Genomic DNA, 21,602 nt, shown 5'->3' with positions numbered 1-21,602 from the left:
CATTTGATCGCCTACTCCAAAAGCCCAATTTTTCAGGAAATGGTCAACGAATTTCGCGCCAAGACCGGCATCCAGGTCACGGCCTACACCTACTACGGCGCACGCCACACCACGGCTCAAAAAGCCTTCACCAATTGCGAGGGCATGAAGGGCATCAAGATCCGCGTGCCCGACGTGCCCGCCTACCGCGCCACACCTGAGTCCTGCGGTGCCAACCCCACGCCCATTGCTTTTGCCGAGGTGTACCTGGCCCTGCAAAACGGCACCGTGGAAGCGCAAGAAAACCCCTTGACCACCATCGAAGCCAAGAAGTTTTTTGAAGTGCAAAAAGCCATCATGCTGACAGGCCACATCGTGGACGGTTTGATCACGCAAGTTGCGCCTCACGTATGGAATAAATTGAGCGATGCAGAAAAAAGAATGTTCACTGAAGTGACGCAGCAAGCAGCAGCGCGTGCCACCGCCAAGATCAAAGCGCGCGAAGTCGAATTGGTGGACGAGTTCAAGAAAAAAGGCCTGCAAATCGTACAAGTGGACCGCAAGTCTTTCCAGGATGCTGTCCTGAAAAACAAACCCCTGACCTCCATGGGTTTCACGCAGTCTGACTTCGACAAGATCCAAGCGGCCAAGTAAGCCCAATGGGTGAGCAGGTCGGACCCACAAGGTCCGACCTGCTGCGTTTTTCGATTTCAAGGATTCCCCATGAGCAACCTCCCCGACCTCGACGCCATGCCCAAAGTCATGGGTGACGATGGCCAGTTTCACGTGACCGATGACGACGTCGATCTCTCGGGCACGCCGATTGAAGCCTGGGTGGCCTTGGCCTTCTTCTGGGCCTTGGGCCTGACGGTTTTTTACCAATTTTTCACACGCTATGTCTTGAACAACTCGGCCTCATGGACCGAAGAGATTGCGCGTTATTTGCTCATTGCCACCGTCTTCACGGGGGCCACGATGGGTGTGGCCAAAAACAACCACATCCAGGTGGACTTCTTCTTTCGCTTCATGCCCGACTGGATGGGTCGCGCCATGGGCACTGTGGTCGATGTGGTGCGCATCGCCTTTTTTGCCACCGCCACATTCCTCACCGGCCAAATGATGCAAAAGCTGGGCAGCTACAAGATGACCATCATCGACTTGCCGATGAACCTGGTTTATGGCGTGGTGATGGCCGGTTTTGCGGCCATGTGCTTGCGCTCCATTTGGGTGGCCAAGGTGCATTGGCAACGCGGCTACACCGTGCTGCAACGCCCCGAATCCGAAATGACCGACCGCTGAAATCGCTCCTCCTGAAAGTTTTCCCATGTTGAAAATCATTTTTCTCTTTCTCATGAGTGGCGGTATCCCGGTGGCCATTGCCATGGCGGGCGCGTCTTTGATTTACATCTTTTTCACCCAAAGCTCGCCGCCCTTTGTGGTGATCCACCGCATGGTCTCGGGCATTGACAGCTTCCCCTTGTTGGCCGTGCCCTTCTTCATTCTGGCCGGCAACCTGATGAACAACGCGGGCATCACCAACCGCATCTACAACTACGCGCTGGCCTTGGTGGGCTGGCTCAAGGGCGGTTTGGGTCATGTCAACGTGGTGGGCTCGGTGGTGTTTGCGGGCATGAGCGGCACGGCCATTGCCGACGCGGCAGGCTTGGGCACCATCGAGATCAAGGCCATGAAAGACCATGGTTACAGCACCGAATTTGCCGTGGGCGTCACCGCCGCTTCGGCCACACTGGGGCCCATCATTCCGCCCAGCTTGCCCTTTGTGATCTACGGCATGATGGCCAACGTGTCAGTGGGTGCGCTGTTCTTGGCGGGCATTTTGCCCGGCATCCTGATGGCGCTGCTCATGATGCTGACGGTGGCCTACTTCGCACACAAAAACGGCTGGGGTGCCGATGTGAAATTCGAATGGCCCAAGGTCATCAAGGCCTTGGCCGAAACTGCTGTGGTGATGGGCTGGCCTCTGGCGATTTGGTGGCTGGTCACGGCCATGGGCACACCCCCTCAACTCACGGTATTTGTGGCCCTGTTCGTTTTATTCGCTGCCGACAAATTCTTCAACTTTCAGGCCGTGTTGCCCATCATGACCCCCGTGATCTTGATTGGCGGCATGACCACTGGCGTGTTCACCCCCACCGAAGGCGCGATCGCGGCTTGCGTCTGGGCGATTGCCTTAGGCTTCTTCTGGTACCGCACGCTCAACTTCAAGATGTTCGTGAAGATCTGCCTGGACACGGTGGAAACGACCGCCACCGTGCTGTTCATCGTGGCTGCGGCCAGCATCTTTGGCTGGATGCTGACGGCCACAGGCGTGACCACGGCCATCTCCGCTTGGGTACTCGGCTTCACCCAAGAGCCTTGGGTATTTTTGCTGCTGGCCAACGCACTCATGCTGTTTGTAGGTTGCTTCCTCGAGCCCACCGCCGCCATCACCATCCTGGTGCCGATTCTGGTGCCGATTTGCCAGCAACTGGGCATTGACCTGGTGCACTTCGGTCTGATCATGGTGCTCAACCTCATGATCGGTTTGCTGCACCCGCCCATGGGCATGGTGCTGTTTGTGTTGGCGAGGGTGGCCAAGCTCAGTGTGGAGCGCACCACCATGGCCATCTTGCCCTGGCTGTTTCCCTTGCTGGGCAGCCTGGCGGTCATCACCTACGTCCCCAGCCTGGTGCTGTGGTTGCCCAAGCAGTTTTATTGACCCCTCGGGGCTGGTGTCTGGCCCCGTTTTTGAACAACGCTCAACATGTCCAATCTCTTCATTCGCCTGCACCCGTCTGACGACGTGGTCATCGCCCGCACCCAACTCATGAGCGGCAGCACCGTGGACGGCGTCGCCGTGCGCGGCCTGATTCCGCCGGGCCACAAAATCGCCACATGCGCCATCGCCGTGGGCGAGCCGGTGCGCCGCTACAACCAGATCATTGGTTTTGCACACCAGCCCATCGCGCCGGGCGAGCATGTGCACACGCACAACCTGAACATGGGTGCCGAAAAAGGCAACTTCGAGCGCGACTACGCCATTGGTCAAGACGTGAAACCCGAGCCCGCACGCAAGCAAGCCAGCTTCATGGGCTACAAGCGCAGCGACGGCCGCGTAGCGACCCGCAACTACATCGGCGTGCTGTCCAGCGTGAACTGTTCGGCCACTGCGGCACGCGCCATTGCCGATCACTTCTCCAAACGCAACAACCCCGCCGCGCTGGCGAACTTTCCGAATGTGGACGGCGTGGTGGCGCTGACCCACGGCACCGGCTGCGGCATGGACACCGAAGGGATGGGCATGCAGTTGCTCGAGCGCACGCTGGCCGGTTATGCCACGCATGCCAACTTCTGGGGCGTGGTGGTGGTGGGCCTGGGCTGCGAGTCCAACCAACTGGGCACCTGGCTGGCACACAGCAGCCTGCGCGTGGGCGACACGCTCAAGGTCTTCAACATTCAGGACACCGGCGGCACGCGGCTGACGGTGGAAAAAGGCATTGCCTTGATCGAAGAGATGCTGCCCCGCGCCAACGCCACCCAACGCGAGCCATGCAGCGCCGAACACATCACCATCGGTCTGCAGTGCGGCGGCTCGGACGGGTATTCGGGCATCAGCGCCAACCCCGCTTTAGGCGCGGCGGTGGACTTGCTGGTGCAACACGGCGGCACCGCGATCCTGAGCGAAACGCCCGAAATTTATGGCGCCGAGCATTTGCTCACGCGTCGCGCCGTCAAGCCCGAAGTGGCACACAAACTGATTGAGCGCATCAAATGGTGGGAAAACTACACCGCCATCAACGGCGGCGAGATGAACAACAACCCATCCCCCGGCAACAAGGCGGGTGGCTTGACCACCATCCTTGAAAAGTCGCTGGGTGCAGTGGCCAAAGGCGGCACCAGCAACCTGCAAGCGGTGTACGAATACGCCGAGCCCGTCACCGCCAAAGGCTTTGTCTACATGGACACACCGGGCTACGACCCCGTCAGCGCCACGGGCCAAGTGGCGGGTGGGGCCAACTTGATTTGCTTCACCACTGGGCGCGGCAGCGCGTATGGCTGCGCCCCATCGCCCAGCCTGAAGTTCTCGACCAACACCGCTTTGTGGAAAAAACAAGAAGAAGACATGGACCTGAACTGCGGCGAGATCGTGGACGGCGGCGTGAGCATCGCCAACATGGGTCAGCGCATTTTCGAGATGATCCTGGCCGCCGCTTCGGGCGAACCCACCAAGAGCGAGCGCCACGGCTACGGCCAAAACGAATTCGTGCCGTGGCAAGTCGGCGCGGTGATGTGACCCTTTGCGACTTCTCAACTCTGAAAAATTTCACATGAGCCAACTCATCCCAGCCACCGATCTGCGCCAGCACATCACCCGCATCATCGCCATGACCGGCAGCACGCCTGCTGAGGCCGCGCAAGTGGCCGACAACTTGGTCATGGCCAACCTGAGCGGGCACGACTCGCACGGCGTGGGCATGGTGCCGCGCTATGTGGACGCGGTGCTCGAAGGGGGACTGTCCCCGAACACGGGCGTGAAAGTGCTGCTCGACACCGGACCGCTGTTGAACCTGGACGGTCAGCGCGGCTACGGCCAAATCACCGGCGTGCAAGCCATGCAGATGGGCATTGAGCGGGCCAAGCAACACGGCGTGTGCACCGTGGCCTTGAGCCGCTCGCACCACCTGGGCCGCATTGGTCACTTTGCCGAAATGGCCGTGGCGCAAGGCCTGGTGTCGGTGCATTTTGTGAACGTGCTCTCCCGCCCCGTGGTCGCACCCTTTGGCGGTGGCGATGGCCGCTTTGGCACCAACCCCTGCTGCATCGGCGTGCCCATGGGCAACCGCGCCCCCTTTGTGCTGGACTTTGCCACCAGCCGCGTGGCGCAAGGCAAGATGCGCGTGGCCCACAACAAGGGCGAACAAGTGCCACCTGGCTATTTGATCGACGAACACGGCCACCCCACCACCAACCCCGGCGTGGTGGTGGTGCCGCAGTCCAACGGCCTGTTCGGTGCGCTCATGACCTTTGGCGACCACAAAGGCTTTGGCATGGCCATGGCCTGCGAGCTGCTGGGCGGCGCTCTGACCGGTGGTGGTACCTGGCATCGCGAAGCCGACCACCAACGGGCGGTGCTCAACGGCATGCTGACGATGCTGATCGACCCGGTGCGACTGGGCACACAAGCCATGTTTGAACAAGAAGCCTTGGCCTTTGACGACTGGCTGCGCCAAAGCCCAGATGCCCCAGGCAGCGATGGCGTGCGCATGGCTGGCGAACCCGAGCGCGCCGCCCGCGCGGACCGCGAGCAAAACGGCATCTGGATCGACGATGCGACATGGGCCGAGATCGAGGCCTCTGAGAAAAAACTGGCAGGACGTTGAGCGTTGGCTGACTTAGATCTCTTTCGCCGGAGCCCACCCCTTGGGCGATTGGGACGCTTGCGGCACACATGACGGACCGACTCCCAAACCCATCGCGCACAGGGGTGCGCTCCTACAACACCATGAACTGTTTACCCCTCTGACACCCATGCACCTTTGCGAACTCACCCAGGCATCGCTGCCCACGGACATCCACACCCCGATTTATGACCGCAGACGCCACGCACCCGGCGTGGTGCATTTGGGCTTGGGCGCTTTTCACCGGGCGCACCAGGCCATGGTGTTTGACCAACTGCTGAGCGCGGGCGACACGCGCTGGGGCATCCACGGCGTAGGCATGACGCGGCCCGATTTGGTGAACCAACTCAAAGCCCAAGACGGTTTGTACGCTGTGCGCATTGCCAACGGGCAAGGAGTGAAGTGGCAAGTGCCCGGGGCCCTCTGGCGCACCAGCGTGGCCACCACCGAGCGCGATGCCGTGGTGCAAGCCATCGCCGCACCCAGCACCCGCTGGGTCACGCTCACCGTGACAGAAAAAGGCTACACCCCGGCGCTGGGCCAGCTGCTGCTGGACGGCTTGCGCCTGCGCCAGCAGGCAGGCTTACCCGGCATCACCATCGCCTCGTGCGACAACCTGCAGGGCAACGGGCACAAGTTGCAGGCCTTGGTGAAAGCTGCCGCTGCGCCAGAAGACTCCGAGGTGCTGAGTTGGCTCGATACGCACTGTGCCTTTCCGTGCAGCATGGTCGATCGGATCGTGCCCGCCGCCACTGTCGAAGTGATGACCGCCGCGCAAGAGGCTCTAGGCCTGCAGGACCACTGCGCCCTGAGCACCGAGGGCTTTTGGGAGTGGGTGATTGAAGACCGCTTTGCCGATCCGGTCGACGCCGTTCTGCTGCAAAGCGCCGGTGTGCGCGTGACCAGCGATGTGAACAGCTACGAAGAAGCCAAGCTGCGCATGCTCAACGGCAGCCACACGGCCATGGCACTGATGGGCGCGGTCACAGGCAGACCTTTCATTGCCAGCTGCATTGGCGTGCCACACATCCGAGAATTTGTGTTCCGCTTGATGGGCAACGAAGTTGCACCGCACCTGAGCCGCAGCGACTGGGCCGATTACCGAACTGCGCTGATCGCCCGCTTTGGCAACCCTTACCTCAAGCACAGCGTGCACCAAATCGCCACCGACAGCTCGCAAAAAATCCCGCAGCGCTGGCCTCCTTCGGTGCTGGGCCAGATCGGGCAAGGCGCTTCGTTTGAACACCATGCGCTGGCCGCAGCCGTGTTTGTGCGCTACACGCTGGGCGTGGACGAGCAAGGCCAGGCCTACGCCCTGAACGACCCGCAAGCTGAAAGCCTGATGGCGTTGGGGGCCGCGCAACGCACCGAACCCGAGGCCTGCGTGCGCGCCCTGCTGGCCCGGGAAGACCTGTGGGGCAGCGCCCTGCCCCAACACGCCGCCTGGATCGCTCGCGTCATGCACTGGCACCAACACATCTTGCAGCACGGTGTGGACCACGCTGTCCAGCAACTGACCGAGGCCTGAACCATGAAAATCACCGCCGCCCGCGTCATCGTCTGCAGCCCCGGCCGCAACTTCGTCACCCTCAAGATCGAGACCGACCAAGGCGTGTACGGCATCGGTGACGCCACGCTCAACGGCCGGGAGCTGGCCGTGGTCAGCTACCTCGAAGACCATGTCATTCCCTGCCTGATCGGGCGCGACCCGCAGCAGATCGAAGACATCTGGCAATACCTCTACAAAGGGGCCTACTGGCGGCGCGGCCCGGTGACCATGAGCGCGATTGCCGCCGTGGACACCGCACTGTGGGACATCAAGGCCAAGATGGCGAACATGCCGCTGTACCAGTTGCTGGGCGGGCGCAGCCGCACCGGGGTGATGGTCTACGGCCACGCCAACGGCCGCGACACGGCCGAGACGGTCGACGAAGTTTTGCGCCACAAAGAAGAAGGCTACCTGGCCATCCGCGCCCAAAGCGGCGTGCCGGGCCTGAACAAGGTCTATGGCGTGAGTGGTGTGAACAGTTCGAACAGCATGTACGAACCCGCCGACGGCAGCCTGCCCAGCGAACACGACTGGAGCACCGAAAAATATCTGCGCCACACCCCCGCCCTGTTTGAAGCCGTGCGCGAAGCTGTTGGCCCCGACATCCATTTGCTGCACGACGTGCACCACCGCCTGACGCCCATCGAGGCGGGGCAACTGGGCAAAGCGCTGGAGCCCATGCGCCTGTTCTGGATGGAAGACCCGACGCCCGCCGAAAACCAGGATGCGTTTGCCTGGATACGCCACCACACCACCACACCGATCGCGGTGGGCGAGATTTTCAACAGCATCTGGGACTGCAAGACGCTGATCGAAAAACAGCTGATCGACTACATCCGCACCACCGTGGTCCACGCGGGCGGCATCACGCACCTGCGGCGCATTGCTGACCTGGCCAGCCTGTACCAAGTGCGCACCGGCTGCCACGGCGCAACCGACTTGTCGCCCGTGTGCATGGGCGCAGCGCTGCACTTTGACACCTGGGTGCCCAACTTCGGCGTGCAAGAGTTCATGCCGCACAGCGAAGAAATGCTCTCGGTCTTTCCGCACGACTACCGTTTTGAGCGCGGCATGATGCACTGCGGCGAGTCACCCGGCCACGGGGTGGACATTGATGAGAAACTGGCTGCCAAGTACCCGTACCAAAGGGCTTATTTACCCGTGAACCGGTTGCAGCATGATGGGACGCTTTGGAATTGGTGAAGTGGTGCCTGCACCATACGTCTCTCCGATTACCAACTTGAAAAGCGACTGATTCCGAGCCAAAATCGTCCTACTTCATGCAAGCCCACACCCAAGAACACAGCCGTGCGATCCTTTGATGTTGAAAAAGTCGAATGGCAGGAGATCAGCCCAGACGGCACCTGCTACACCTTGCTCGAAGGCGACAAGCAAGATCCGGTCGGTGGCTTCAGCTACTTTCTGAAACTGCCGCCTGGCGCTTGGGACAGACCACACTGGCATACGGGCCCGGCACGCCTGCTGGTGCTTCGCGGTGTCCTGATGCCGGGACTGGGTGCTGATTTCGAACGCGCAAAGGCTTCGCCTTATGCAGCGAGTTCAATTGTGCATGTCCCAGCCAATGAAGTTCACTTCGATGGCTGCGATACGGAGACTCTGGTCTTCGGCGTCGCACAGGGACCATGGTCAACCCTCTATGTCAACGGCGACAACTGACCTCGCTCTTTTGGTTGAACTCTCGAGGTGTGCTTCTCGTCTGAGCAGCGCTTAAATCATCCGTCCCAAAGCCGCCGGCAAATGCTCTGAGGGCAAGCGCTTGAAACCCGAGCGGGCAAAGCGCTGCAAGCGCCCTTGCATGAAGGCCACCAGCATCGAGGCGGTGACCTGTGCGTCGGCGGTGGGGCTGGCCGAGTCGCTGGCTTTGAGGGATTGGCGCAGTTGCGCTTCGATCTTGTCAAACAGCAAGTTGATGCGCTCTTGCAAGCGCTCGTGCTCCAACACCAGCGCATCGCCAATCATGACGCGACTCATGCCGGGGTTTTTTTCGGCAAACTGCAGCAGCAGCGCCACGATGCGACTGGCTTGTTGCAGGCCGACGGGCTCACGGTCGGTCACTTGACGGATCAGGCCCATGACGGACTGGTCCACGAAGTCGATCAGCCCTTCGAACATTTGGGCCTTGCTGGCGAAGTGCCGGTACAAGGCCGCTTCGCTCACACCGATTTTGGCGGCCAGGCCAGCTGTGGTGACGCGCTCGGCACCGGGCTGCTCAAGCATGGCCACCAGGGTTTGCAATATTTGCAAGCGGCGTTCACCGGGGCGTGGCCGCTTGCGGGCCGGGGTGGCGTCTTCGTCGCGCTCGTGCTCTGAGGATGGATCTAAAACTGCCATGTCTTCCCTTTTTTGTGACGCCGCGCTTGCTGTCGGTCTGGTTTTATCGGCTGCGGATCATGGTGCCAAAGGCCTGCTCGGACAGCACTTCGAGCAGCATGGCGTGGGGCACCCGGCCGTCGATGATGTGCACCGCGTTGACGCCGCTTTTGGCGGCATCGAGCGCACCCGCAATTTTGGGGATCATGCCGCCGCTGATGGTGCCGTCGGCACACAGCTCGTCGATGCGGCTGGGGGTCAGCTCGGTGAGCAAGTTGCCCTCTTTGTCGAGCACGCCCCGGATGTTGGTGAGCATGAGCAGTTTTTCGGCTTGCAGCACAGTGGCCAACTTGGCGGCCACCACGTCGGCGTTGATGTTGTAGCTTTCGTTGTTGACACCAAAACCAATGGGGCTGACCACCGGAATGAAGGCATCGTCTTGCAGGCATTGCAGGATGGCAGGGTCGATGCTTTCGATCTCGCCCACCTGGCCCATGTCGTGTTCTTTGGTGGGGTCTTGGCTGTCGATCAGGCGCAGTTTTTTGGCGCGGATCAGGCCGCCGTCGCGTCCCGTCAGGCCCACGGCTTTGCCGCCGGCGCGGTTGATCATGCCGACGATGTCTTGTTGCACTTCGCCGCCCAGCACCCACTCGACGACTTCCATGGTCTCGGCATCGGTCACGCGCATGCCCTGAATGAACTCGCCCTTCTTGCCCAGGCGCTTCAAGGCCGTTTCAATTTGGGGGCCGCCGCCATGCACCACCACCGGGTTCATGCCCACCAGTTTGAGCAGCACCACGTCTTCGGCAAAGGCTTGCTGCAGGGCCGGATCGGTCATGGCGTTGCCGCCGTATTTGATGACCAGGGTCTTGCCGTGGAACTTGCGGATGTAGGGCATGGCCTGCGCCAGGATCTGGGCCTGGTCATGCGGTGCAACGGTGGAGGCGGCGGTGGTGTCGGTCATGGTGCGAAACGGGGTAGTCAAAGATGGTTCACAAAGTTCTGGGGATTGTGCCGCAAGCCCAAGACAGCTCAGAGCATCTCGGCCAGCATGCGGTTGACACCTTGCTGCCAGGGCGGCAGCACCAGCCCAAAGGCTTGCTGCAGTTTGTGGGTGCTCAGGCGCGAATTCAAAGGCCGCTTGGCCGGCGTCGGGAAAGCCGAAGTGGGCACGGGGGCGATGTCGGTCACTTTCAGGCCCTGCTCAGGTTGGAGGTGCCGCGCCTGCGCGATCACATGGCTGGCATAACCGTGCCAACTGGTTTCACCCAAAGCCACCAGGTGGTAAATGCCTGCCAAGGCCTGGCTTGGGTTGGCCATGGCTTGGCGGATGGCGTGCGCGGAGACATCGGCGATCAGGTCGGCCCCGGTGGGCGCGCCGTACTGGTCATCGATCACGGTGAGGCGCTCGCGTTCACCGGCCAGGCGCAGCATGGTCTTGGCAAAGTTGCCACCGCGCGCTGCATACACCCAGCTGGTGCGAAAAATCAGGTGTTGGCAGCCACTGGCAACAATGGCTTGCTCGCCTTCGCGTTTGGTCTGGCCGTACACGCTGAGCGGGCCAGTGGGGTCGGCTTCTTGCCAAGGCTGCTGGCCCTGACCGTTGAACACGTAATCGGTCGAGTAATGCACCAGCCAGGCACCCACTTCAGCGGCGGCCTGCGCCAGCGCGGCGGGCGCGGTGGCATTGAGACAGCGGGCCAGGTCCGGCTCGCTCTCGGCCTTGTCCACAGCCGTGTGGGCGGCGGCGTTGACGATGACGTTGGGTCGCCAGTTGCGCACGGTTTGCGCCAGGCGCTCCGGGTGGCTCAAGTCACCGCAAAAGTCTGTGCTGTGCCGGTCCAGCGCCAGCACCTGGCCCAAGGGGGCCAGGCTGCGCTGCAATTCCCAGCCGACCTGGCCGTTTTTTCCAAGCAATAGGATTTTCATGAGGCTTGGTATTGTTTTTGGACCCAGTCGCGGTAGGCGCCGCTTTGCACATTGCTGACCCATTGCGGGTTGGCCAAGTACCACTGCACGGTTTTGCGGATGCCGCTTTCAAAGGTCTCGGCCGGCTTCCAGCCCAACTCGGCCTCGAGCTTGCGGGCATCGATGGCATAGCGCCGGTCGTGGCCGGGGCGGTCGGTCACGTGGCTGATTTGCTCGGCATAGGACTGGCCATCAGCGCGGGGGCGCAACTCGTCCAACAGCGCGCACACCGTTTTCACGATCTCGATGTTGGGCTTTTCGTTCCAGCCGCCCACGTTGTAGGTCTCGCCCAGACGCCCGGCTTCGAGCACGCGGCGAATTGCACTGCAGTGGTCCTTGACATAAAGCCAGTCACGCACTTGCATGCCGTCGCCGTACACCGGCAGGGGCTTGCCGGCCAGGGCGTTGACAATCATCAGCGGGATGAGTTTTTCGGGGAAGTGGTACGGGCCGTAGTTGTTGGAGCAATTGGTGGTGAGCACCGGCAGGCCATAAGTGTGGTGCCAGGCGCGCACCAGGTGGTCAGAGGCGGCCTTGCTGGCGCTGTAGGGGCTGTTGGGCTCGTAACGGTGCGTCTCGGCAAAGGCGGGGTCGTCTTTGGCGAGCGAGCCATACACCTCGTCGGTGGAGACGTGCAAAAACCTGAAGCCCTCTTGCGTGGGGGCGGTCTCGGACCGCGATGAACCATCGGCCAGCACACCATCGCGTTCAGAGACCGCTCCCACGGGCAGGGCGCTCCAATAGCCGCGCACCGATTCCAGCAACCGGAAGGTGCCCACGATGTTGGTCTCGATGAATTCACCCGGACCGTGGATGGAACGGTCCACATGGCTTTCGGCGGCGAAGTTGAGCACGGCGCGGGGCTGGTGCTCGGCCAGCAATCGGCTGACGAGTTCGGCGTCACCGATGTCGCCTTGAACAAAAACATGCCGCGCATCGCCTTGCAAGCTGGCCAGGGTTTCGGGGTTGCCTGCGTAGGTGAGTTTGTCGAGGTTGATGATGGGCTCTTGACTGGATGACAGCCAGTCCAGCACAAAGTTGGCACCGATGAATCCGGCTGCGCCGGTGACAAGAAGGGTCATGGATGGGATCTGCTTAAGGGTGCCACGGGAGGCTGCACCAACAAATGCTGATTCTAGAAGCATCGCCTGACGATCTCGACAAACACCGACTGGCTGCACCCTGGTGCTCAAAGTGGCGGCATCAGGTTACAGTGGCGTCCTGTTCAGGAAATGCACCATGGCCTCATCAAAAGACACCTCCCACAAGACCCACGCCAAGGCTAAGGCCTCTGAGATCGTGACGCCGCCGGCGCAGCATGTTTGGTTGGCAGGCTTGGGCGCGCTGGCCAAAGCGCAACAAGATGGCAGCAAAGCCATTGAGGCTCTGGTGAACGACGGACTGGCCTTTCAGCGCAAAAGCCAGTCCGAAGCGCAACAACGCCTGCAAGAAGCCACCGAACGCCTGAGCCACCTGACCACCGACTTTGGTCAACCCGCTTCAGGGCGAGTGGACAAGCTGGAACACCTGTTTGAAGACCGCGTGGCCCAGGCCTTGCATCGGCTGGGCATGCCCTCGCTGCTGGACATCCAGATGCTCAACGACCGGGTGACCCAACTCGAAACGCAATGGCTCGCCAGAAACGGCAGCACAAGAAAGCAAGACCAAGACACCACAAAAAAGGCCAAGCCCTTGTCGAAGTCTTCACGCCAAGCCTCGGGCAAACCTTTGGTCAAATCTGTGGGCAAAACAGCCACGAAAACTGTCGCCAAATCCGCCCCCAAGACTTCATCGGCCAGCGCCAAAAAGCAGCGCAGCAAATCGGCCTGATCGGCCTGGCCCTCGCTGCTGACTTGCCATGGCCAAAAAAGCCCCCCGCCGCACCGCTGAGCGCATCGCCGAAGTGACGCTGGGCCTGTTCAACCGGTTTGGCGAGCCGAATGTGTCAACCACGCTGATCTCGGCCGAACTGCGCATCAGCCCCGGCAACCTCTACTACCACTTTGCCTCCAAAGACGTACTGGTCAACCACCTGTTTGACCAGTACGAGAGCGCCATGCTGGCCCTGCTGGATGCTGCACCGGATGTGCGAGACATTGAGGACACCTGGTTTTTTCTGCACTCGCTTTTTGAGCGCGTCTGGAACCACCGCTTTTTGTACCGCGACCTGAACAACTTGTTGTCGGGCAACCGGCATCTGGAAATGCATTTTCACGCCGTGCTCACGCGCAAGACCCATGCGTTTCGGCAGATGCTGGAATCACTTGCGGCAGCGGGTTTGATGCGCATCGACCCGGACAGCATCGAAACCCTGTCAGCCAGCATGTCGGTGATGGTGACGTATTGGCTGAGCTACGAGTATGTTCGAGACCCACGACACGCCATGGAGCCCGCCAACGCAGGTTTGGCCCTGACCCGGGGGGCTCAGCATGTGCTGGCCTTGCTGACGCCTTATATGGCCAGCGTTGACTTGCAAAATCACCTGAGAGGCCTGAGCTCAGCCTACAGCGCGACTCAGCGCTGATCCAGCGCCTGACGCACACTGCGCTGCAGCCTTCAGGCAAAGCGCGATGCGGCCATGGCCAAGAGACCATCGAAAATCAGGTTGTCCACCAACTCGAATTGCACCGACATGCTCGGGGCCATTTTCCAGCCTGCACCGCCCGTCATGATGCACATCGGCTCCAGGTGGGTGTGGTCTCGCAGGTGCTGCACCATGCGCTCGCACGCCCCGGCAATGGCGTAAGTACCACCGCTGGTCAGGGCGTCGCTGGTGTTGGTGGGAAAGGGGGTCACCTCGCCCGTGGGCACATGCAACCCGGCTGTACCCGACTCGAGGGCACGCAGCATGATGCCGTGACCCGGCAGGATCAGCCCCCCCAAAAAGCGCCCTTCGGCGTCTATGGCCTCCACCGTGACGGCCGTGCCCACCATGACCACCACCAGCGGGCGCGCAGGGCCTCCCTGCGCCAGCATCCGCTGGCGCGCACCGATCATGGCCACCCAGCGGTCTGCACCCAAGCGCGAGGGATAGTCGTAGCCGTTGATGAGCCCGGCTTCTTGCGAGCTGGGCACCACCCACTGGGGCGGGAAGTCCCACAACTCCATTTGCTCTTGCACGCGGCGCTTGATGGCATCACCCGCCACCACGCAGCCGAGCATATGGCGTGGCACTGGCAACCGGGCCCAGGGGCCTTCCGAAAGCCGGTCGATGTTTTCGAGGAATTCGGCGCCGTGGGTCACCAAAGCAGCACGGGGACTGGGTAGCTCGTACAACGCCCATTTCAGGCGGGTATTGCCGACGTCGATGGCTAAAAATGTCATCCACCGATGATAATGATTTTTGACAACCGCCCTTTCGGGCTGTCCCTCAATCGGGCTGCCCGGCGGTTTTGGCTTTGTGGATGGCAGCTTGAGCATCAAGGCCCAAGTTGGCTGGTACCTCATTTCCATCAATCTGAAGCATCAGGCCCAGCAGACGTGCGCCATGCTCCACCGCCATGGAGGCGTATTTGATGTCGCCTTGAACCAGCGCACTGGCCATGAGTTCGACCCGCTCATAAGCATAGATATTGCCCGACACTTTGCCCGCCACGACGATGCGGCTGGCCATGACATCTCCCTGGATTTCGCCATTGGAGCCGATCACCACCGAGATGGCAGCGTCTTTGGGCGCTTCGATATTACCCACCACCTTGCCGTCAATTCGAACACTTTCCTTCAATTTCAGGCACCCATGGATTTCGGCATTGCGCCCGATCAGCGTGTCGAACTTCTCATGACCCATGACCAACGGGGAATGTGTCGTTTTTTTTGAACCAAACATGTTGCCTCCTTTTCGCATCGAATACCCGAGATTATCAGAGCTTGGCCCAAACTGCCAAAGCTTTGGTAGGGTGCATGGGCACGCCGTTTAAATTTTTTATCAAGGCTGGTAACTGCCGGATTTAGGCTCCATGGCATTGATGGATTTCACCGTCAAAGCTGCCAGCAACACGCCTTCTTGCAGGGGTACACCCTCGATAGCGCTTACGTGCCTGACCCGAAAGGGGCCTGTGCAATGACCCGATCTGCGCGTTCGTCAGATCTTTGGTCGCACCACCGGCATCACCGACTCGTAGGCCCTTGCGGCGCGCAACACCAGCGCATCGCCAAACATCGGCCCCACGATCTGCAGGCCCATGGGCAAGCCACTTTGGGTCAGGCCACAAGGCACGGTGATGGCGGGCTGCTGGGTCAAGTTGAAGGGGTAGCTGAAGGGTGTCCAGCCGAGCATGGACACCGGGTTCATGGTCACCATACCGGCTGCTCGCGCTTCAAAAGCCGGGATGGACACGGCGGGCGTGACCAGCAAGTCAAAGCGCTGCATGAACTGGCGCATGTGCGAGCCCAAAACGCCACGGCGTTGGTTGAGTTGTTGGATTTGCAAGGCGCTCAGTTGCGCACCCAGCTCGGCCTCGGTTTGGAAGTCGGGGTCGGCCACGGCCTGCTGCTCAGGGCTCAAACCCTTCCACAAGGTGTAGGCGCCCAAAAACCAGAGGCCGGTGGTGATGTCGAGCGGGTCTTCGAAGCCGGGGTCGATCTGCTCCACGTGCGCGCCCAAGGCTTGCAGCTTCTTGACCGCCAGATCGACCGCCGTTGCGATTTCGGGGTGAACGTTCTTGGCGTACCCCAAGGTGGGTGAATACGCGATGCGCAGGCCACGGATGCCGTCTTCCAGGCCCACGGTGTAGTCGCTGGCGTCCGGTGGCAGCGATGTCCAGTCGCGGGCATCGGGCTGCTTGAGCACGTTGGTCATCAAGGCAGCGTCGCGCACACTCATGGTGTGTGGCCCCAAGTGGGCCACCGAGCCAAACGGCGACAGGGGGTAGGCCGGCACCCGGCCAAAGCTGGGTTTGAGGCCCACGTTGCCACAAAAGGCCGCCGGAATGCGCACGCTGCCGGCACCATCGGTGCCCACACCGATAGGCCCCAGGCCTGCCGCCACGGCAGCGGCCGTGCCGCCCGAGGAGCCGCCAGGCGTGTGGTTCAGGTTCCAGGGGTTGCGGGTGATGCCGGTGGCGGGCGAGTTGGTCTCGCCCTTGCAGCCAAACTCGGGCGTGGTGGTTTTGCCCAGCAACACCGCACCCGCCTCGCGCAAACGGGCGGTGGCCGGGGCATCGACATCCCAAGGCTGGTTTGGGTCAACCGTGCGGCTGCCGCGCAAGGTGGGCCAGCCTTGGGTCAGGATCAGATCCTTGATGGAGGTGGGCACACCGTCCAAAGCGCCAACAGGTGCGCCTTGCTGGCGGTGCGCCTGCCAGCGGGCTTCACTGGCACGGGCACTGGCCAGAGCCGCTTTTTCGTCCACCAGACAAAAGGCGTTGATTTGCGGGTTGACGCGTTCGATGCGCTGCAACACCGCCTGGGTGACTTCTACCGGCGAGGCCTGGCCGCTGCGGTACAGCGCCAGCAGTTCGTGGGCGGGGACTTGGGTCAGGTCTTGGGGTGTGGTGCTCATGGGGTGTGCCTTTCGAAAAAAATACAAATGCCCGAGCAATCCTGAACGTCAGGGCCGGGTACGGGTGTTCGGGCTGAGTTTTTTCCAGGGCAAGTCGCCCGGATCAGCGGCCATGGGGCCCGCCGCTTTGGCCACCAGCACGCGGCTGGCCATCGGCGTGAAGTCGGCCCGGAAATGGTTGGAGCTTTTGACCACCAGCAGCTTCATCTGCTCGGGGTGGATGCCCACGGCGCGGAACAGCTCGCGGTCGAGCATCTGGCATTTGCCGCTGGACACGGCAATCAACACGCCATCGATTTCGAGGCAAGCGCAAGGTCCGATCTTGGCTTTCATGCCGGTCATCATCGGCCCCTTGAGTTCGCAATAATCCGGCCCCAAAGCCCGCACCGTGAAGCGCCCTTGCAGTGGCGGGTCACTCGCCAGGCCCGTGAAGGTGGGCACGGCCTTGCCCAAAGCCAGTTGCAGGCTGGCCCCGACCCCTGCGGCATGGGCCATGCGGGCGGCCTCAGGGTCGTACAACAAACCCAGCGCCACTTGGCCAGGCCAGCGCTGGCCAGCGCCTTGTTGCAGCAGGGCATGCAACATGCCGGTGGTGTTGCTGTCGCCGCCTGCGCCGGGGTTATCTTGCGTGTCGGCGATGACCACGGGGGCGGCAGACACCTCGGCCGTGGCCAGGGCTTGGGTGACCGCCTCGCGTGCAGGCACCACATCGGGACGCCACTGGCCAGGTTCAGCCACACGTTCAAACAGGCGCTGCACGGCCATTTCAGCCTGCGGGCCGTGGCCCCAGACCACGGGGCCGCATTCGGCAAAGTCAGACGCCGGAAAGCCCATGCAAAAACTGAGCATGCAACCGGTTTGCGACTCCAGCGCGATCATTTCGTCGTAGAGGTCTTTGGCCGGGGCCATCCAGGTGCTTTGCGCGTTGAGCGAAATCAAAAATGGCAGGCGACGCGCGTGCATGGGGCGCTTGCCGCCTGCACGCAAATGCTCGCGCAGCAAGATGGCTGCGCGCTCGCCGGTCTCGGCCATGTCGATGTGCGGGTAAGTGCGGTAGGCCACCAGGCCATCGGACATTTGCAGCATGCGCTCGGTCACGTTGGCGTGCAGGTCCAGGCTGGCGACGATGGGCAGTTGGGGGCCCACCACGGCGCGGATGCGTGCGATCAGTTCGCCTTCGCTGTCGTCTGCGTTTTCGGCCACGGCTGCGCCGTGCAAATCCAGGTACACACCGTCCAGGCCCTGCACCAGGGCCGATCGCACGTCATCCAGGAGGGCGCTGCCAATGCGCTCGAACGCATCTTGCGTCACATAAGAAGATGGCGTGGCTCCGGCCCAAGCCGAGGGCACCAACTGCCAGCCTTCGCGCCGCGCTGCGTCGATGAAGCCGCCCGCCGGAATGTTCACGCCCGTCATCTGGTCGATCATGGCTTGCCCACGCACATAGGCCGGAAAGGCCTCGCCGCTTTGGAAGGCAGCCCAATCGGCCAGGCTGGGGGCAAAGGTGTTGGTCTCGTGCTGGTAACCAGCGATCAGGATACGGGTCATGGGGGGCCGTGTTCAGGGTTCAAATCAAGCCGACTGAAGCTGCGCTGTCGCGGTGCGACATCAAGGTGCAGCTTCAAGGGGCGGCAAAGCGGCAGGCGCTGCCTGCAACAGGCGGCGCGTGTAGTCTTGTTGGGGGTTAGCGTAGAGCTCGTGGGTTGGGCCTTCTTCGACGATCAGGCCTTGGTGCATCACGATCACGCGGTCGCACAGTTGCGCGGCCACGCGCAGGTCGTGCGTGATGAAGAGCAAACCCAGGCCCAGACGACCCTGAATTTCGCGCAGCAAGTTCAAAATTTGGGCCTGCACGCTCACATCCAGAGCGCTCACCGCCTCGTCGGCCACCAGCACTTGGGGGCGGCACGCCAACGCCCGAGCGATGGCCAGGCGCTGCCTTTGTCCACCACTGAACTGGCTGGGATAGCGCAGCAGCGCTTCAACCGGCAAACGCACCTGCGCCATCAGCTCGGCCGCCAAGGCTTGGGCCTCGGCGCGCGACTGGCCAAAGTTCATGGCCCCTTCGACCATGGACTGCCCCACCGTGCGGCGCGGGTTGAGCGAGCGGTTGGGGTCTTGAAACACCACCTGCACCCGGTTGCGCAAAGGCCGCAAGCGGCTCTCGGGCAAAGTCGCCACCTCGTCGTCGCCCCACAAGATGCGGCCCTCGGTCGGGTCGATCAGGCGAATCAGGCAACGCGCAAAGGTCGACTTGCCCGAACCGGACTCGCCCACAATGCCCACCGTCTCGCCCGCGTGCACCGCCACATGGGCGTTTTGCAGCGCAGCGGTGGCGCGGTTGCGGCCCATCCAGTCGCGGCTGGCGTAGGTTTTGCCCACGCTCTGGCCCGACAACAAAGCCGGGCCACTGAAGGCAGGTTTGGCCGCAGGCGGTGTCATGCCCGGCACGGCCGCCAACAATTGGCGCGTGTACTCGGCCTTGGGGCGGCGCAAGACCTGCTCGCAAAGACCGCCCTCTACGGCTTCGCCCTGGTTCATCACCAGCACCTGGTCGGCGATCTCGGCCACCACGCCCATGTCGTGCGTGATGAACAGCACCGCACTGCCCTGCTCTCGTTGCAAGTCGGCAATCAGCTTCAAAATTTCTTTTTGCGTGGTCACGTCCAGCGCCGTGGTCGGCTCGTCGCAAATGATCAAGGCAGGCTTGAGCACCACGGCCATGGCGATCACGATGCGTTGGCGCTGACCGCCGCTGAGCTGGTGCGGGTAGCTGCGCAGCATGCGCTCAGGATCAGGCAAACGCACCCGCTCAAAAATGCGCAAAATTTCAGCGCGTCGTTGGTCGCGGGGCCAATCGGTGTGGGTCGAGAGCAACTCGTCGACCTGGTCACCGCAGGTCATGACCGGATTGAGCGCGGTCATGGGTTCCTGGAACACCATGCCCATGCTGCGCCCGCGCAAGTCGCGCAAACGCGAGGCCGAGGCACCCAGCAAGGACTCGCCTTGCAGCACGATCTCACCGCCGCTGGGGCGCAACTCCTTGGCCAGCAAACCCATCACGGTGGTGGCCATGACCGATTTGCCCGAACCCGACTCGCCCACCACACACAAGGTCTGCCCGGGGTGAATCGTCAATGACACCTCGTGCACCGCATGCGCCCGGTCACTGCCCGCAGGCAAGGCGACTGAGAGTTGGCGAATCGACAGGACCGGTTGAGGGGATGCTGTGCTCATCATGCCCCCCTCTTTGCAAACTTGGGATCGAGCACGTCGCGCAAACCATCCCCCAACAAATTCACGGCCAGCACTGTGGGCACCAAAAACAAGGCGGGGTACAGCACGTTGCCAGGGTACTGGCTAAATTGCACACGCCCCTCGGCCATGATGTTGCCCCAGGTTGGGATGTCGGGCGGCAGGCCCAGGCCCAGAAAACTCAAAATCGCCTCGGTCAAAACGGCCGATGCCGCCACAAAGGTGCCCTGCACGATCAAGGGGGCCAAAGCATTGGGCAGGATGTGCCGCCACAGGATCACGGACGTGGGCGTGGCCAGCGCTCGGGCCGCTTCCACAAAAGGCTCTTCACGCAGGCTCAGCACCAAAGAGCGCACCAAGCGCGTCACGCGCGGCACCTCGGGAATGGCGATGGCCACCACCACCGTCCACACTTGCGCGCCCAAGGCCGCCACCAGCGCAATGGCCAACAAAATGGCAGGAATGGCCATCAGACCGTCCATGAAGCGCATCAGCACCGCATCGACTTGCCGAAAGTAACCGGCCATCATGCCCAAGAAGCCACCCAACGCCAGCGCCAGCGCGGCGGTGAACCCACCCACCAACAAAGACACTTGCGCCCCATACACCACGCGGCTGTACATGTCGCGGCCAAAACTGTCGGTGCCCAGCCAGAAGGTGTGGGCCACCGTGCTGCCGTCGACCAAGGTGAAGTCACCCTTAAGTCCCGCAGGCTTGTTGATGAAGTTGGAGTCCATGGCAGCCGGGTCCAAGGTGCCCAGCCAAGGCGCCAGCAAGGACACCAAGACCATGAACCCGAGCACCACGGCACCAAACCGGATCGAGCCGTTGGCCCATAAACGCTGAGAGACTGACATCAGTAACGGATCCTCGGATCAAGAAAGAGGTAGCTCAAATCGACCATGAGGTTGATGAACACGTAGGCGCAGGAAAACAGCAGGACCAGCCCCTGGATCACCGGGAAGTCGCGGTTGAGCACCGCATCCACGGTGAGCATGCCCAAGCCGGGAATGGCGTACACCGTCTCGGTCACCACCACCCCGCCAATCAGCAAGGCCACACCAATGCCGATCACGGTGACGATGGGCACGGCCGCATTGGCCAGCGCGTGGCGCAGCAGCACCACACGCTCGGTCAGGCCCTTGGCCCGTGCGGTGCGGATGTAGTCTTCGGTCAGGGCCTCGGACACGCTGGCCCGGGTGACCCGCGCAATCAGCGCCACATAAATCATGGCCAGCGTCATCCAGGGCAAGATCAGCTGCCGCATCCAATCCCAAACGCCGACACTGCGCGGCCCGAACAAGGTTTTATAGCCCTGCACCGGCAGCCAGTCCAAGCGAATGGCAAACAGGTAAATGAGCAAGTAGCCGATCACAAACACCGGCACCGAAAACCCGGCCACCGAAAAACCGGACAGGATTTTGTCGAGCCAGCCCCCCATGCGCCAGGCGGCAATGGTGCCCAGCGGAATGGCCACGGCAATGGCCAACACCAAGGTGCCAGCCGCCAGGGAGAGGGTCGGCTCGATGCGCTGAGCGATCAGCTCGGTGACGGGTTTGCTCAGGTAATACGAATACCCCAGATCGCCCTGAAACACCCGCCCGATCCAGATGAAGTATTG

21 protein-coding genes are annotated in these 21,602 nt (G+C 61.9%); 10 read left to right on the top strand and 11 right to left on the bottom strand.

Features of this window, described 5'->3' with window-relative positions; translation table 11 throughout:
• The 8 genes from dctP to ACIQ47_RS08820 form a co-directional block, all read left to right on the top strand.
• On the top strand, positions 1-633 hold a 633-nt coding region (gene dctP / locus ACIQ47_RS08855), incomplete at its 5' end, for a TRAP transporter substrate-binding protein DctP (protein ID WP_396437786.1).
• Between the two features lie 69 nt (positions 634-702).
• Positions 703-1,278 (top strand): TRAP transporter small permease, encoded by a 576-nt coding sequence (locus tag ACIQ47_RS08850; RefSeq protein WP_396437785.1) that lies wholly within the window; start codon positions 703-705, stop codon positions 1,276-1,278.
• A 25-nt stretch (positions 1,279-1,303) separates the two neighbouring features.
• Positions 1,304-2,698, top strand: coding sequence for a TRAP transporter large permease (locus ACIQ47_RS08845; protein ID WP_396437784.1), 1,395 nt, complete (start codon positions 1,304-1,306; stop codon positions 2,696-2,698).
• A gap of 45 nt (positions 2,699-2,743) precedes the next feature.
• On the top strand, positions 2,744-4,273 hold the full coding sequence (locus ACIQ47_RS08840; protein WP_396437783.1) for a UxaA family hydrolase: 1,530 nt from the start codon (positions 2,744-2,746) through the stop codon (positions 4,271-4,273).
• A gap of 34 nt (positions 4,274-4,307) precedes the next feature.
• Entirely contained in the window at positions 4,308-5,360 is a 1,053-nt protein-coding gene (locus tag ACIQ47_RS08835) for a malate/lactate/ureidoglycolate dehydrogenase (protein WP_396437782.1), read from the top strand.
• Between the two features lie 148 nt (positions 5,361-5,508).
• The gene (locus ACIQ47_RS08830; RefSeq protein WP_396437781.1) at positions 5,509-6,906 is read left to right on the top strand and encodes a mannitol dehydrogenase family protein; all 1,398 of its coding nucleotides are present in this window, start codon (positions 5,509-5,511) and stop codon (positions 6,904-6,906) included.
• Between the two features lie 3 nt (positions 6,907-6,909).
• Complete coding sequence (manD, locus tag ACIQ47_RS08825) at positions 6,910-8,130, top strand: D-mannonate dehydratase ManD (protein WP_396437780.1); 1,221 nt, start codon at positions 6,910-6,912, stop codon at positions 8,128-8,130.
• A gap of 105 nt (positions 8,131-8,235) precedes the next feature.
• Positions 8,236-8,604 carry a cupin domain-containing protein gene (locus ACIQ47_RS08820; RefSeq protein ID WP_396437779.1) on the top strand — a complete coding sequence of 123 codons (369 nt, stop codon included), beginning with the start codon at positions 8,236-8,238 and terminating at the stop codon, positions 8,602-8,604.
• A gap of 51 nt (positions 8,605-8,655) precedes the next feature.
• On the opposite strand, the gene slmA is transcribed toward ACIQ47_RS08820, so the two are convergent.
• The 4 genes from slmA to rfbB all read right to left on the bottom strand — a co-directional run bounded on the left by slmA (position 8,656) and on the right by rfbB (position 12,308).
• Positions 8,656-9,279 (bottom strand): nucleoid occlusion factor SlmA, encoded by a 624-nt coding sequence (gene slmA / locus ACIQ47_RS08815; RefSeq protein ID WP_396437778.1) that lies wholly within the window; start codon positions 9,277-9,279, stop codon positions 8,656-8,658.
• 43 nt (positions 9,280-9,322) lie between these two features.
• Entirely contained in the window at positions 9,323-10,222 is a 900-nt protein-coding gene (gene argB, locus ACIQ47_RS08810) for an acetylglutamate kinase (protein ID WP_396437777.1), read from the bottom strand.
• Positions 10,223-10,290: 68 nt separating this feature from the next.
• The gene (rfbD, locus tag ACIQ47_RS08805; protein ID WP_296292943.1) at positions 10,291-11,187 is read right to left on the bottom strand and encodes a dTDP-4-dehydrorhamnose reductase; all 897 of its coding nucleotides are present in this window, start codon (positions 11,185-11,187) and stop codon (positions 10,291-10,293) included.
• A complete protein-coding gene (gene rfbB, locus ACIQ47_RS08800) occupies positions 11,184-12,308 on the bottom strand; it encodes a dTDP-glucose 4,6-dehydratase (RefSeq protein WP_296292944.1) in 1,125 nt (374 codons plus the stop codon). Before rfbB ends, rfbD begins: the two co-directional genes overlap by 4 nt.
• 157 nt (positions 12,309-12,465) lie before the next feature.
• Between rfbB and ACIQ47_RS08795 the strand changes: the two genes are divergently transcribed.
• Positions 12,466-13,056 (top strand): phasin family protein, encoded by a 591-nt coding sequence (locus ACIQ47_RS08795; protein WP_396437776.1) that lies wholly within the window; start codon positions 12,466-12,468, stop codon positions 13,054-13,056.
• A 28-nt stretch (positions 13,057-13,084) separates the two neighbouring features.
• Positions 13,085-13,750 carry a TetR/AcrR family transcriptional regulator gene (locus tag ACIQ47_RS08790; RefSeq protein ID WP_396437775.1) on the top strand — a complete coding sequence of 222 codons (666 nt, stop codon included), beginning with the start codon at positions 13,085-13,087 and terminating at the stop codon, positions 13,748-13,750.
• A 32-nt stretch (positions 13,751-13,782) separates the two neighbouring features.
• On the opposite strand, the gene ACIQ47_RS08785 is transcribed toward ACIQ47_RS08790, so the two are convergent.
• From ACIQ47_RS08785 to ACIQ47_RS08755, 7 genes are all read right to left on the bottom strand, one after another.
• Positions 13,783-14,550, bottom strand: a complete 768-nt coding sequence (locus tag ACIQ47_RS08785) for a type III pantothenate kinase (protein WP_396437774.1) — start codon at positions 14,548-14,550, stop codon at positions 13,783-13,785.
• A 46-nt stretch (positions 14,551-14,596) separates the two neighbouring features.
• Complete coding sequence (locus ACIQ47_RS08780) at positions 14,597-15,052, bottom strand: polymer-forming cytoskeletal protein (RefSeq protein ID WP_396437773.1); 456 nt, start codon at positions 15,050-15,052, stop codon at positions 14,597-14,599.
• A gap of 255 nt (positions 15,053-15,307) precedes the next feature.
• Entirely contained in the window at positions 15,308-16,726 is a 1,419-nt protein-coding gene (locus ACIQ47_RS08775; RefSeq protein WP_396437772.1) for an amidase, read from the bottom strand.
• A 48-nt stretch (positions 16,727-16,774) separates the two neighbouring features.
• Positions 16,775-18,274, bottom strand: a complete 1,500-nt coding sequence (locus ACIQ47_RS08770; protein ID WP_396437771.1) for a M81 family metallopeptidase — start codon at positions 18,272-18,274, stop codon at positions 16,775-16,777.
• Between the two features lie 60 nt (positions 18,275-18,334).
• Complete coding sequence (locus ACIQ47_RS08765) at positions 18,335-19,963, bottom strand: dipeptide ABC transporter ATP-binding protein (RefSeq protein ID WP_396437770.1); 1,629 nt, start codon at positions 19,961-19,963, stop codon at positions 18,335-18,337.
• Positions 19,963-20,838: an ABC transporter permease gene (locus ACIQ47_RS08760; protein WP_396437769.1), complete on the bottom strand. Its 876-nt coding sequence runs from the start codon at positions 20,836-20,838 to the stop codon at positions 19,963-19,965. The genes ACIQ47_RS08765 and ACIQ47_RS08760 overlap by 1 nt, the downstream gene beginning before the upstream one ends.
• Positions 20,838-21,602: ABC transporter permease (locus tag ACIQ47_RS08755; protein ID WP_396437768.1), on the bottom strand; the 765-nt coding region annotated here is incomplete at its 5' end. The genes ACIQ47_RS08760 and ACIQ47_RS08755, both read right to left, overlap by 1 nt.

The sequence above is a fragment of the Limnohabitans sp. genome (assembly GCF_044373035.1).
GTDB lineage: Bacteria > Pseudomonadota > Gammaproteobacteria > Burkholderiales > Burkholderiaceae_C > Limnohabitans_A.
This window is presented reverse-complemented; position numbering and strand designations above follow the sequence as displayed.